This window comes from Paenibacillus sp. E194 (assembly GCF_000935845.1).
Classification (GTDB): domain Bacteria; phylum Bacillota; class Bacilli; order Paenibacillales; family Paenibacillaceae; genus Paenibacillus_B; species Paenibacillus_B alvei_B.
In genome coordinates, this window is record NZ_JMDX01000174.1 from 1 (window position 1) to 13,058 (window position 13,058).

Genomic DNA, 13,058 nt, shown 5'->3' on the forward strand with positions numbered 1-13,058 from the left:
GAAAACGTACGTTCTTGATAAAGAAGTGATTCTGCATCGGCTGTATGATGGGAAAAAAGAAAAACTAAAAGATGACTATTCTTTGTATCAGTTGACAGGGAAGGACTTTGAAGCAAGTTGGGCGATATATGGTGGGCCAGGTTTTGTTAGTAGAGTTGCAATAAAGCTTGCCAAGGAGGATCTCGATTCGAAATCGTTGGAAATGGCAGCAAAAGCGATAAAGACGGCATTTGATCATGATTTTGAAATAACAGATGCCCAACTTCATACTAATGGGGACAAGTATCAAATGTTATCACTTAAGGATAACGATGTATCGCTTGAGCTAGACGAAAAAAAGGGAGAGGTCTTGAATGTGTATCATAAAACAAGAAAAAAGGTAACGACCGACCAAGAGGTTACGGCAAAAGAGGTAAAGGAAGTGGTCGCTCCGCTCGCCAAGGAATTATTTAATATCGATATTTCGGGATTGGAAGCGAAGTGGGACAACAAATTTAAAGATTATTACTTCATTAAAGACAAAAAAGCGGTATTGAAAGCAGCGTTAGATGCTGATAAGAAACCCGTGTATATCGTATCAAATGGCCCAGGGTTAATGGTGGGGAATTAGATGTTAGGGTCAATTGCAAACTGCGCTTGAATAAAAAAAGGAGCTAGAAATATGCATAGCAGATGGAAACTTGCGATTCTGCTTCTGACGATCGTTGCCTTAATGAGCGGCTGCTTCGGCAAGAAGGAAGTGCTGGAGCCTCTACAGCCAAGCAAAATCAAGGTGATCTATCAGGATGAGGAAGCCTTTTATCACGACTACGGGAAGTATTTTCATATGAAATATCCGCAGATTGAGGTCGAGGTTATCCCCGAGAGTCAGGTGCTTCTAAATCTCGGGAAAACGATTCGTGCAGAAGATTGGGATGCGGAAATAAAGAAGCTATTGGAGAACTCCGGCGCGGACGTAATAAAGCTGGGTGATGCGAAAACGTTTAAATCATTTGCTGAAGCTGGCAGGTTATACGAATTGGATGAAATGATCCGGCAGGACGACTATGATATGAATGGCTTTTTGCCAGGGCTGATCGACAAAATCAAAAGCTTAGGCAACGGCAAGCTATATGGGCTTGCTCCTTATGTGGATAGGGATGTTCTGTACTATAACGCAGCGTTGTTCAAGGAGCATCAAATCGAACCGCCGAAGAACAATATGACTTGGCAGGAAATGCTGGATTTGTCAGCGAGATTTGCCAATATCGGAAGCGGAGAAAATAAGGTGTACGGGTTCTATGAATGGTCTGGGGATATAGGATTCATTTTGTACAAAATTGCCGATTCCTCCGGATTGAAGCTGCTCGACCCGAAGGGAGAGAAGGTGCTTCTGAACTCAGATGGCTGGAAGAAAGCCATCAAGCAGGCAACGGATGCTGTACGCAGCAAATCTGTATTTTTGCATCCTGAAGGCCAAACTTACTCTCAAAAACTTAGTGATCAAGCTGCTATGATGATAAGCAACGCTTACAAAACACGGGAGCTTGTATTCACTAAGCAAGATTGGAATGTAGTTACGGCTCCGGTAGATCCTGCAATAGATTCTTCATCCATTACCTTTTCTCCCATCTACGCAATTGCGGCCGACTCAGCCAACAAGCGGGCAGCCTGGGAATTCGTCAAATTTGTGAATGGCCCGGAGATGGCGCAGGCCCGTTCGCGGACATTGGAAGGTAAGCTTCCTTCACGCAACGGTTATATGAAGGATATCAAGGGTAGAAGTACGGATGCATTTTATATGCCGAAGATCAGGCAGGAGAGCAGCCTTTATGAAAGTCTTCCATTCGAGTTCCTCAGATTATTTTATAAACCGCTTCGTGAGGAGCTGTTGGCCGTAGTTGCGAACGAGAAGTCAGTTGATGAAGCAGCTGCCGCGTTGGAGGTAAAAGCGCAGGAACTGCTCTTAAAAGTGCGAGAATCTGCAAACAAGGATAAAAGGAAATAGGGAGTGTAGAAACGTGTTAAAGAGTGGGAAGACCGTAATTATGCTGCTTACGATCATGTCTCTCTTAAGCGGCTGCTTCGGAGAACGGTCAGAGCTAGCGCCATTAAAAGACGGTAAAGGGAAAATCAGGGTCGTCTATCAAGATGAAGATCGATTTTATAGTGACTATGGGAACTTCTTTAAAATGATGAACCCTGACATCGATATTGAGATTATCAGTGAAGCGGAATTGTTCGACGAAGCCGAAAAAAACGAGGCATTCAATTTGACTGAGGAAAAGAAAAAGCTGCTCGATAAAGTTAAGCCGGATGTGCTGTTTTTGAATGAAAGCATGTTTGAGGCCTTCGCTCAAGAAGGAAGGCTGTATGACATTGAGCCAGCTATTAGCCAGGATCAATATAATTTGGACGGATTCATGCCTGGTCTTATCGACAGGCTGCGAGCAAAAGGGAATGGGAAGCTGTACGGGCTCACTCCTTCTTTCGAAACGAATGTCATCTATTACAATCGCAACTTGTTCAAGAAGCATCAAATCGAGCCGCCAAATGGGAAAATGACGTGGAAGGAGCTTATTGACCTGGCAGCGAGATTTTCGAGCGTCGAATCAGGAAAGAAGCAAGTGTTTGGCTTATATCAAACGAGAGGGCCGGCAAGTTTGATGTATGATATCGCCGCTGCATCGGCACTTAAGCTCGTTGATGCGAAATCAGGCAAACTGTTGATAGGCTCAGATGGTTGGAAGGAAGCAATGAAGATGACGGCGGATGCCGTCCGCAATCATGCAGCCTATGCTCCTCCCCCAGTGGAGGAGGGCGAACAGCTTGATGGATACGAATATACCGGAGACTATTTGAAGCAGTATAGTCGATCAAACGAGATGTTCTACATGGGCCAAGCGGCAATGACGATTCAACCGCCGTGGTTTGCTTCCTTCTTACGGGATATTCCATACTACTCGAAGACACCGGAGATCGACTGGGGCATCGCGGCCGCGCCTGTTAATCCTGCAAAGCCTGATGAATCGGCTTACGTGAAATTGTCGGAGATCTATGCCATATCTGTGGATTCTCCGAACAAGCGGGCAGCTTGGGAATTCGTCAAATTCGTGAATGGACCGGAAATGGCGCAGGTTGCTGGGAAGGCAATGAACCATACGCTGCCTACGCGATCAGACTATTTCAAGGATTTTAGAGGACGGGAAACGGAGGCTTTTTACCTCCTGAAGCCAATGGAAGCTAGCGGTGTGTCAGATAAAAAAAGCATTCCACCAGGGTTCCAAGCTGAATTCGATTCGTTATTGTCGGATGCGCTGAAATCCTTAATTGACCAAGAGAAAACGCTGGACAATGCGGTTGCCGAGCTTCAAATCAAGGGGCAAGAAATAATAGACCGATTGCGGGAAACCAAGTAGGAGCAATAAGCGAATTAAGTTGAATCTAATTGTTCAATGTTGGCATGAAGAGAGTACTCATGTATTAATACATAGGAGGATTACTATGAATATCAAAAAAGCAATTCTAGCGTCTATGATCGTATCGAGTATGTTGGTTGCTGTGGCAGGCCCGATTCCAGCAGGCGCCGCGGCTGCACAAGAGCAAAAGCAAACAGATAACAAGAAGGTTCAAATCGATCAGAAGCTGGCCGCCAAGCTGCAAAAAGCAATCAAACAATATGCAGGGAAAGAGATTAAGCTGAAGAGTGTCGGCGAGAAGATAGAATCCTCTCATGATGGTGCAAAGGTTGAATCCGTAGACGGAAAATACGCTATCTGCTTTAATGTTGGAAGTGGTCGGATATGGCAGATTGAAGAAAAGGCCACAATTGATAAAATTAGTAAAGAGGATCAGGCGAAAGTCCTGAAAGTGTTGAAAGGGGCATATGCCAATAAAACATATGTCTTTGATAAAGAAGTGATTATGCAGCGAGGGTATGATGGTGATAAAGAAAAGCTAGGTGTAAGTTTGTCGTATAAGTTAACAGGGAAAGACTTTGAGGTATATTTCTTCAAAGACAATACTGCTAAAATGCCGAAAGATGCAGTTAGTGCGTTTACAATAAACTTCACCAAGGAAGAGCTCGACCCGAAGTTGTTGGAAACGGCAATCGAAGCAATAAAAACGGTATTCAATCATGATTTGGAAGTTACATCCTCTAACCTAAGCCGCTTTACATGGACACTTGAAGATAAGGACATTTCGCTTGAAATGGAGGAGGGAAAGGTCACTAACGTATTTCATAAAACACGTAAAGCGGTAACGACCAACAAGGGGATTACGGAAAAGGATGCCAAAGAAGCGGCTGCTCCGCTTGCCAAGGAATTATTCAATATGGACATTGCGGATTTAGAAGTGAAGTGGGACAGCACCTTTAAAAATTACTACTTCATTAAAGACAAACAACCCGTATTGAGAGTAGCACTGGACGCCAATAAGAACATAGTGTTCTTAACATCAGGTGTCAGAGCGTTAAGTGGGTTCTGAATAGGGAAGGTTTGAAAAGAGTTATTGAATTGCATAGCGTAATTTGAGAGAAAAATATTCATACAATCATACATAGGGGGAAATAAAATGAATATCAAAAAAGCAATTCTAGCATCAATGCTTGTATCCAGTATGTTGGTTGCCGTGGCAGATCCAATTCCTGCAGGAGCAGGGGCTGCGCAAGAGCAGCAATTGGATCGCTGGACAATTCAAATAGATCCGAAGTGGACGGAAAAGCTGAATCAAGCGGTAAAATTATTTGCCGGAGAAGACGTGCAATTGCATAAGGTAGGTAAGCTCGATTTCAATAATAAGAATGCATCTAAAATAACAGAAGTGCGATCTGTAGATGGTAAATATTCATTACAATTTGATTATGATACAGGGGTTATCTGGACGGTAAGCGGCAAAACCGCTACTATTGACCAAATCAGCAAGCAGGAACAGGAAGACGTATTAAAGTGGTTGAAAGCGATATATCCAAAAAAGAAGTATGCATTTGATAATGAAGTTGAGGTGATTCACCAGTTTACGGATGAGAAACTCTCAAAAACGTCAAAAGCAGAGGTTAGAGAGGAGAAGACGTACGAATTGAAAGGAAAGGGTTTCTCCGCTTCCTTACACAAATTAGATGGCATACCAGAACATATCGGTCATATCACGATTGACTTTGATAAGAAAGAGCTTGATTCGAAACTGCTGAAAACAGTTGTTGATGCTGCTCAAACTGTTTCTACAAATAAGTTTGAAATGACGACTGCTCAGCTTCGCGTCGATTTATCGCCAATTATCTCAAAGAATAAACCCAATATAACATGGGTGTTCCATGATGGCAAAGTTACGATTTGTGCAGATCCCAATACAGGGAAAATCAATAGTATTTACAATGAGCTTGGAAAACAAGTACGCGAAAATAAAGGCATTTCCGAAAAAGAGGCGAGAGAAGCGGTCGCCCCAATAGTGAAGAAAGTATTTAATATCGACATGAATGGATATAGCGTGAAATGGGATGGAACAGAAAAGGATTTTGCTTTCACCAAGAAAAATGGCATGAATGTGAGAGCGGCATTGGATGCAAATAAAAAGGTCGTGTACATTCGAGTCGGAAGAGCTGCTGCTCCTGGGATCATTAAGTATGCAGCCGATTTGGAAGCGAAACCCCATTAAACGCCTACAAACGAACCATATCATTATATTTTGACTCCGTATCGAATAATCCACTGGCTTCTATGCGTCGGTGGATTTTTTTATTTGAAACCATCTTCATTCAGAATAGTAGAGATAATGTCACAAATGAGAGGAGTGAAATTGTTATACATTGTAGGCGATCACCACTTTACGAATAAAAAACGTTCAAAACTTTAAAAGTAGGGTGGAACATAGGAGGGTTTAGTATGAATTGGAAGAGTACAGCTCTAGCATCTTTACTCGTATCCAGTATGTTGGTTACCTTGGCAGGGCCGATTCCTGTGGGTGCCGGGGCAGCGCAACAGCAGGAACAGCAGCAATCGAATAGTAAGAAGATTCAAATCGATCAGAAGCTGGCCGCCAAACTGGAGAAGGCAGTAAAACAATTCGCAGGCAGAGAAATTAAGTTGAATATGCAGGGCACTTCCCAATCCATAAGCGATCAGGTGCAGGTTAAGTCGGCAGATGGAAAATATAGTGTGAACTTCAAGGAGAAAACAGGAGAAATTACTACGATTAGAGGCTATCAAACCATCGATAAAGTCAGTAAGGAGGATCTGAACGAAGTCCTTAAAATGCTAAAAGGTTTATATGCGAAGAAAGACTATACATTTGATAAAGAAGTTCATGTCGATCTGCACGATGTAGAATCAAAGACGCCCTTTAGCATGTATTCGTTAAACGGGAAAGGATTTTCTGCCTTACTTATGAAAAATTATCCGGGGTGGCCGACAAAGATTCATGTTTCAGCCCAAGTCGAAGTTGCCAAGAACGAGCTTGAACCAAAGCTCATGGAAAAGGCAGCCGGGGCAGTAAAAACAGCTTTAGGCCACAATTTTGAGGTGACGAAGGCTTGGGTTGGAGGTACTAATAAAAAAAGTACATGGAAACTTAAAGGTGGCAATATTACGCTGTCCTTGGATGGAACAGGGAAGACCGAATATATTTATGATATTTCGCGAAAACAATTGACGACGAACAAAGAGATTACGGAAAAAGAAGTGAAAGAGATAGTCGCGCCGATTGCAAAGAAGTTATTCAATTTGGACATCCAGGGGCTTGAAGTAAAATGGGACGGTGCTTCCAGAGACTTCATCTTCAATCAAAAGAAAGATACGAAAATGACCGTGGCGCTGGATGCCGATAAAAACGTAGTTTATATGTTTTCCGGGGTAAGAATGCTTCTGGAGGATTTAGAAAGAGATTAAACCTTAATAAAAAGGAGAAGATAATATGAATCTAAAAAAAGCAATTTTAGCAACGATGATCGTATCCAGTATGTTCGTTACACTTGCGGGCCCGACCTTTGTAGGAGCCGAAGCAGCAGGAGGAAAGCAGCAAGAACAAACATCGGGCAGCAGTATTCAAGTTGATAAAAAGGTTGCTGCCAATCTGCAAAAGTCCGTGAATCAATTTGCAGGGAAAGAGATAAAGTTGAAGTTCGAGAATGCCTTTAAACATCCATTTGATCTGGCAACGGTTTCTTCGGCAGACGAATTATACAAAGTAGATTTTAAGCCAAGTACAGGAGAACTGATCACTATTAAGGGGATTCAAACGCTTGATAAAGTGAGCAAGGATGAGCAAAAGGAACTGCTGAACAAGTTGAAAGGGATGTACGCCAAGAAAGCCTATGCATTTCATAAAGAGGTTCAAATCACTCAGAGATATGACAAGGGGAAGGTTTACAATACCCTTTATTTGCTAGAGGGAAAAGACTTCGTGATTTCTTGGATAAAATATCCACATGGGCAATCAAAGAATAAAAATTATATTGGTGCAGCCGTTATCCAAGTAGACAAGAACGAGCTAGAACCGAAATTACTCAAAACGGCAGCAGATGCAGTGAAAACAGCTCTCGATCAGGAATTTGAGGTGAAGAAAGCAGAGCTTGGTTATTATGCTGGCGCCAAAGGTGATATGTGGAAGCTCAAAGGTGATCATATTACTCTGGCGGTCGAAGCAAAAACAGGAAAGACAGAGTATGTATATGACGTTGCGCGAAAACAAGCAGACACGGCAGTAACAGAAAAAGAAGTGAAAGAAATAGCTGCGCCGATTGCCAAAAAATTGTTCCATATGGACATTCAGGGACTTGAAGTGAAATGGGATAAATCAGCGCGTGATTTCTGTTTCGTTCAAAATAAAGAGACAAAAATGTCAGTTGCATTGGATGCCGATAAAAACGTAGTTTATATGTTCTCTGGACTTAGAATGATGCTGGAAAAATGAAGTGGATCGATCAATAACTCTCTTCCCAGGAAGAGAGAAATCCAAATGGCATAAAAAAAGAGTTATCGAATCGCTTAACGCAATTTGATAACTCTTTTTGTCGTATACCGATGGCCGGACTCGAACCGGCAAGCCTCTCGGCACCGCATTTTGAGTGCGGCGTGTCTGCCAATTCCACCACATCGGCAAAATGATATGGGGCGATCGAAGGGAATCGAACCCTCGAGTGTCGGAGCCACAATCCGATGCGTTCACCACTTCGCCACGACCGCCATATTGATTGCTCAACAGAATCTTAATTTAGCATACTTTCGGCATGTTTTGCAACAAGGAAAATATACCAACAACATTTTTTGTGACTCACTCGTCTTCTATTTCATAGATAAGGCGTTTTCTGCTTTACTTTCACTTTTTCTTTCATCATTGTAAGCTGGCTGCAAGTCAATTCGATGTCATGGCATACGGTCAACGTATACACTATACGTAAGGGTTATGTTTCAAAATGAAAAATAGCTCTTACATATAAGAAGGGGAGGCGGTTACGAATGAAAAAACAAAGAAAAGGACATCTGGTTCACGCATCGGTATTTATGCCTCTGCCTGCTCAGGAAACAATAGCACATCGCAAGGTACCGAGTGCGGCACATGATGAGCCTCATCGTCCTACGAAGAAAGAACCAACTATGATACATGAACAAACGGAAACGATAGCACAACCTGCCCATATGCCACACCGAATGAAGTGGAAGCGTTGGGTCATATATAGCTTGATCATTGCAATTCTTACCCCGATTATTGGGTGGGTAGGGATGGCGGCAACAGGGACGGCCTGGATTGATCAAGGCAAGCTCGTAACGTTCCGTGAGCAGATTGCACAAGAAGCGACTACAGCCAAGGGACAGCATATGGTTCAACTGGAGCATATGGCTTCCTTTATACCTCAGGAACTGATGGCCATTGAGGATCATCGCTTCAAGCTTCATCCCGGCATTGATCCGATCGGGCTGGCACGGTCAGTCTGGATTAATGTGACGAAACAGCAGAAGGCACAGGGCGGCAGTACGATTACGATGCAGCTGGCGCGCAACTTGTTCTTAACGCATGATAAGACATTTTCCCGCAAAATGAAGGAGATGGCGATAGCGGCCAATCTGGAGTGGAATTTTAGCAAACAAGAGATTTTGGAAATGTACCTGAATAAAGTATATTTCGGACATGGACAATACGGAATCGAGAATGCAGCACGCTATTATTTCGGCAAGACGACACGGGTTAATGGCGATATTCCTACAATTAACAAGGCAGAAGCAGCGATTCTCGTTGGATTGCTTAAGGCACCTGAGCGCTACTCCCCAGCGAAGAATATGAAGCTGGCTCTCCAGCGTCAGCATGTTGTATTGAAGCGTATGAAGGATTTAGGCTGGATGACAGAGGCAGAGCGCCAAGCAGCGCTAAAGACACCGATTGGTGTTGTTGTTCACAATAAAGGGAAATAAAGAAAAGGCACACTTGATCAAGCTCGGATGAGCTGCGGCAGGTGTGCCTTTTTTTGACTGTACTCATGGATAAAGCGCTGAATGACGTGATTAATTTTCGTGCAAAAGCAATTTTCTCAGGAATGAGACATATATATGAATCGGCGCCTATGAAATCTTTTACAGGAAAATAAGATGATGTATAAAAATGAACAGGGAGGAATAAGGGTTGAAAAAGAAATTACTAAGTACGGCTATGTCTATGGTTCTTGTCTTTGCACTTATGGGAACTGCCCAGGCAGCGACTCCTGAAAATCCGTGGAAGTTCAGCTCAAGCTCTATCCAGTTCTACAATGATGGTTCCAATACCTTCTATAAAGGCATTTGGACTACAGGGGCAAGTCGGTGGAGCGGGACAGGCAATGTTACAATGGGGACAGGCACGAAATATGATTTTCGGGCAGGAAATCAGAAGGTATCGCCAACGAAAGATAATGATTGGGATGGAATTTGCTACACTACATATTCGAATGGGATTGCCTCCAAAACGCGTGCTTGGGTAAATGAATACTACACAACCCAAAGTCGATATTCCCCTTCTATTACGGAGGGAGTTGCCACACATGAATTAGGGCATGCATTGGGCCTTGCACATAATGACAGCGAACCGTCGGTCATGAAATCTTTTACCTTCTGGTCTGATGGATCGCTTGCTAGAACCAATACATCCCCAACATCTGCTGATAAGGACACGGTTAAGAAGAAATACGGGACGATCGCTTTATCGCAAGCGAATCCATCGACTCCCGTTGTGCATATTGACGCTAGTTGGGCTTATGGGTACAGAGACTATACAGCACTCGCCAACGCTGTTGATGCAATCGTAGAAGGACAGGTAGTGCAGGAGAACGGAGTTCGCAAGTCAGGGAGTGGGGCGCCTGAAACGTACCGGACGGAATCCGAGTTCCAGATATCAGAGGTAATCAAAGGAAACGCATCTCTCAGAAATAGTACGATCAATGTACTACAGCTGGGCGGACGCGACCGGGAGGCCATTGTTGTGTCTGACGATACGACTCCACTAAAGCAAGGTGATCAATCGATTCTGTTCTTGAAGCAAAATGAAGATGGAACCTATCGTGTCGTGAATGAGGATACCTCGATTTTCATGAAGGTAACGAATCAGACGCTCCAGGATGGAAAGATGGAGATGTACCAGAATCAGAAAAGCAAGGCGCTCGTTAGCAAAGAAAACTTGAAAGGTGTAACGAACTAAACATTGAACTAAACATTGAACAATAATTTTAATTAAATATGGAACCAAATAATGAACTAATTATCGAACTAAGTTGACTAGGATGCGACAGTACCAGACTTTGTTAATTCTCTTTCCTTGCAGCCTTAATATAGAGGTTCTTCTTCACCTCAACAGCGATAGCTGTTTCTTCATTAATTCCTTTTATTTTATACAGCTTTGTTCCTACGGGGTAAGTGTTAGAGAAGCTATCTCCACTTGAGTCTTCCTCCCGATTTGAGGATGATTGGATTTCTCCCAGCAGTTTGTCGATCTGTTGAACCTGATCATCACTGCCAACATATCGATTCCCGTGGAAGATGATCATATTGTTGTAGGGCCAGCTTGCGCTCGTTTCCGTTTGTTCACTCGTGCAGCAAGCAGTCAGTATAAGCATCATGCATGAGATAGTGAAAATGGCAAGTAGCTTTTGCATATGGCAGCCTCAACTCCTTCGTACTCATTAACGGTATCGTGAACGGTTATGTTGCGTGAATGAAGCAGAAGCACATTAGGATCCGCGAATGTTGCCTGTACCCGGGTAAAAAGAACGTCTGAGTATGGAATCTGAGCCGGTGAATGCGACCAATCACGATACTTTTGGAATAGCCTCATTGTATAATAGGGAGAGAAAGGGGCTGTTACATAGGATGAAAGATTGGACTTGGATCGTATTCATTTATTTACTCATCATAAATGTAGTTGGATATCAAATGATGGTTGTGGATAAGCAGCGGGCACAGAGGCATCGCCGCCGTATTCCGGAGCGGAAGCTGTTCTTGTCAGCTTGGCTTGGCGGTGCGCTGGGCGTGTTGACAGCGATGTATAACAAGCGCCATAAGACACAGCATGTTACCTTTACAGCAGGCGTGCCGTTTATATTGCTGGTGAATATTTTTGTGTTTGGTTTTATTTTGCTGCGGTTTGGTTAAATAATAAGCACAGCACTAGTAAATTATGGGGAAGTGTGGTGGGAGTTATGAAATTTCAACGCATTCTTGTCGCATATGATGGATCGGAACCGTCCCGCAAGGCTTTACAGCACGCGGTAGGACTCGCGGAAGCAAGCGAGCAGTCTCAGGTACGCGTCGTGCATGTATTTCAGTTCCCGCAATATTTTGTTGGTACGGCTTATGCTACTGCTTCAGCGGAGACAAACGAGGAGCTGTACGAATACGCAGAGCGTTTACAGCAGGAAGCAGAGGGCAAGGTTGCAGCGCTTGGCGAACGAGCGACGGTTGTCCTTCAGCAAGGCCCTCCTGGTCAAGCCATTATTGATGAGGCAGATGAGTTCAATGCAGATCTTGTGATTATTGGAAGCCGCGGCTTGAGCGGGTTGAAGGAATTCGTGCTTGGCAGCGTCAGTCATCATGTTGTGCAGCATGCGAAGGTACCGGTATTGGTTATTAAGTAATGGATTGGCCTGTCGGTCGTACATGATCTTGTAGAGGCAAGTAGGCAAGCAAGAGGTATATGATCATGTTGATCTCGAAATAGGAAAAGTAAGGCGAAAAGTGAAGTTGAATGTGAACGTATAAATGTGAGTGAGTATCATTGTTAGCATATGGAAACATAGGTGAAAGCATAAGTGTAAGCATCAGTAAATGATAGCAAATTTGAAAGCAAAGTATAAATAAGTAAACGAGAGAGAAGCCAACAGTAGGAGTGTATCCTGCTGTTGGTTTTTTAAGTTGAATGATATACGAATTTTAAATTGAATTATCAATTGAATCATTGAACTAATCATTAAATTAATCATAAATCCAATCATAGGTCGGAATTAATCAAGGATTGTGAATATTTAATGATGCTAATAATTCGAAATTCGCCAATAAACGAACATTAACTTTAATTTATTATTTATTATTCGCATTTTATTGTTGACACGCTATGTTAAGCCTTGTTAAACTGTAGGCACAAGATGGATAAACGAATATTGTTTCTCGTATAATTCCGGGAATATGGCCGGAAGTTTCTACCCAAGAACCGTAAATTTTTGGACTACGGGAATGACGAACAGGCAAGACTGTTCTCGCTTTTTCACGTCGCCGACAGATGTCGGGGCTTGATGGGAGCCTGATCATTTTGCCTAGAGCGGAAGAAATCCGCTTGTTTGCTCATTCCGTATACTTAGTCGATGATACGTTCAGGGGGGAACTCCTGAGCGTTTTTTGTTATGTAGTAGTGGTCAGGTTCGACATTGTCGAAAGCGGGGGATTGCGATGGTGAACACAGCGAGTCACGAAGAAGGCATTGTGCCGGTAGTAGGCGTCATTATGGGAAGCAAGTCCGATTGGGATACGATGAAGAAGGCGTGCGAAGTGCTGGAGGAGATGGGCGTTGCTTATGAGAAACAGGTAGTGTCCGCACACCGTATGCCAGACGAGATGTTCCGCTATGCC

Annotated in this window: 12 protein-coding genes, 2 tRNA genes, 1 pseudogene and 1 riboswitch; of the genes and pseudogenes, 12 read left to right on the top strand and 3 right to left on the bottom strand. The window is 43.3% G+C overall.

What is annotated here, in order from left to right; genetic code table 11:
* From AZ66_RS32025 to AZ66_RS20600, 7 genes and pseudogenes are all read left to right on the top strand, one after another.
* Positions 1-610, top strand: a pseudogene (locus AZ66_RS32025) (hypothetical protein); the annotation flags it as partial.
* A gap of 51 nt (positions 611-661) precedes the next feature.
* Positions 662-1,987 carry an ABC transporter substrate-binding protein gene (locus AZ66_RS20575; RefSeq protein WP_044356555.1) on the top strand — a complete coding sequence of 442 codons (1,326 nt, stop codon included), beginning with the start codon at positions 662-664 and terminating at the stop codon, positions 1,985-1,987.
* A gap of 13 nt (positions 1,988-2,000) precedes the next feature.
* The gene (locus AZ66_RS20580; protein ID WP_231586966.1) at positions 2,001-3,398 is read left to right on the top strand and encodes an ABC transporter substrate-binding protein; all 1,398 of its coding nucleotides are present in this window, start codon (positions 2,001-2,003) and stop codon (positions 3,396-3,398) included.
* Positions 3,399-3,483: 85 nt separating this feature from the next.
* Entirely contained in the window at positions 3,484-4,467 is a 984-nt protein-coding gene (locus tag AZ66_RS20585; RefSeq protein ID WP_044356556.1) for a hypothetical protein, read from the top strand.
* Between the two features lie 87 nt (positions 4,468-4,554).
* Complete coding sequence (locus AZ66_RS20590; RefSeq protein ID WP_044356557.1) at positions 4,555-5,634, top strand: hypothetical protein; 1,080 nt, start codon at positions 4,555-4,557, stop codon at positions 5,632-5,634.
* Positions 5,635-5,918: 284 nt separating this feature from the next.
* Complete coding sequence (locus AZ66_RS20595; protein WP_231586967.1) at positions 5,919-6,863, top strand: hypothetical protein; 945 nt, start codon at positions 5,919-5,921, stop codon at positions 6,861-6,863.
* A 25-nt stretch (positions 6,864-6,888) separates the two neighbouring features.
* Positions 6,889-7,887 (top strand): hypothetical protein, encoded by a 999-nt coding sequence (locus AZ66_RS20600; RefSeq protein ID WP_044356559.1) that lies wholly within the window; start codon positions 6,889-6,891, stop codon positions 7,885-7,887.
* A 105-nt stretch (positions 7,888-7,992) separates the two neighbouring features.
* Here AZ66_RS20600 and AZ66_RS20605 read toward each other — a convergent pair.
* Positions 7,993-8,074: transfer RNA gene (locus AZ66_RS20605), tRNA-Leu, on the bottom strand.
* 9 nt (positions 8,075-8,083) lie between these two features.
* Positions 8,084-8,159 (bottom strand) — tRNA-His (locus AZ66_RS20610).
* 273 nt (positions 8,160-8,432) lie between these two features.
* Here AZ66_RS20610 and AZ66_RS20615 point away from each other — a divergent pair.
* Together AZ66_RS20615 and AZ66_RS20620 are read left to right on the top strand one after the other, a co-directional pair.
* On the top strand, positions 8,433-9,383 hold the full coding sequence (locus tag AZ66_RS20615; RefSeq protein WP_052648711.1) for a transglycosylase domain-containing protein: 951 nt from the start codon (positions 8,433-8,435) through the stop codon (positions 9,381-9,383).
* A gap of 208 nt (positions 9,384-9,591) precedes the next feature.
* Positions 9,592-10,638, top strand: coding sequence for a matrixin family metalloprotease (locus AZ66_RS20620; RefSeq protein ID WP_044356560.1), 1,047 nt, complete (start codon positions 9,592-9,594; stop codon positions 10,636-10,638).
* Positions 10,639-10,741: 103 nt separating this feature from the next.
* Here AZ66_RS20620 and AZ66_RS20625 read toward each other — a convergent pair whose 3' ends face one another.
* Positions 10,742-11,092, bottom strand: coding sequence for a hypothetical protein (locus AZ66_RS20625; protein ID WP_052648713.1), 351 nt, complete (start codon positions 11,090-11,092; stop codon positions 10,742-10,744).
* 214 nt (positions 11,093-11,306) lie between these two features.
* Between AZ66_RS20625 and AZ66_RS20630 the strand changes: the two genes are divergently transcribed.
* From AZ66_RS20630 to AZ66_RS20640, 3 genes are all read left to right on the top strand, one after another.
* Positions 11,307-11,588 carry a DUF1294 domain-containing protein gene (locus AZ66_RS20630; RefSeq protein ID WP_021254994.1) on the top strand — a complete coding sequence of 94 codons (282 nt, stop codon included), beginning with the start codon at positions 11,307-11,309 and terminating at the stop codon, positions 11,586-11,588.
* Positions 11,589-11,635: 47 nt separating this feature from the next.
* Positions 11,636-12,070: a universal stress protein gene (locus tag AZ66_RS20635; protein ID WP_021254993.1), complete on the top strand. Its 435-nt coding sequence runs from the start codon at positions 11,636-11,638 to the stop codon at positions 12,068-12,070.
* 509 nt (positions 12,071-12,579) lie between these two features.
* Positions 12,580-12,680: riboswitch (purine riboswitch) on the top strand.
* 198 nt (positions 12,681-12,878) lie between these two features.
* Positions 12,879-13,058 (top strand): AIR carboxylase family protein (locus tag AZ66_RS20640; protein WP_044356561.1); only part of this gene is annotated, 180 nt, incomplete at its 3' end.

Coding starts and splice junctions, on each gene's coding strand:
- AZ66_RS20575 (WP_044356555.1), top strand. CDS start 662: ATGCATAGCAGATGGAAACTTGCGATTCTGCTTCTGACGATCGTTGCC.
- AZ66_RS20585 (WP_044356556.1), top strand. CDS start 3,484: ATGAATATCAAAAAAGCAATTCTAGCGTCTATGATCGTATCGAGTATG.
- AZ66_RS20590 (WP_044356557.1), top strand. CDS start 4,555: ATGAATATCAAAAAAGCAATTCTAGCATCAATGCTTGTATCCAGTATG.
- AZ66_RS20600 (WP_044356559.1), top strand. CDS start 6,889: ATGAATCTAAAAAAAGCAATTTTAGCAACGATGATCGTATCCAGTATG.
- AZ66_RS20615 (WP_052648711.1), top strand. CDS start 8,433: ATGAAAAAACAAAGAAAAGGACATCTGGTTCACGCATCGGTATTTATG.
- AZ66_RS20625 (WP_052648713.1), bottom strand. CDS start 11,092: ATGCAAAAGCTACTTGCCATTTTCACTATCTCATGCATGATGCTTATA.
- AZ66_RS20630 (WP_021254994.1), top strand. CDS start 11,307: ATGAAAGATTGGACTTGGATCGTATTCATTTATTTACTCATCATAAAT.
- AZ66_RS20635 (WP_021254993.1), top strand. CDS start 11,636: ATGAAATTTCAACGCATTCTTGTCGCATATGATGGATCGGAACCGTCC.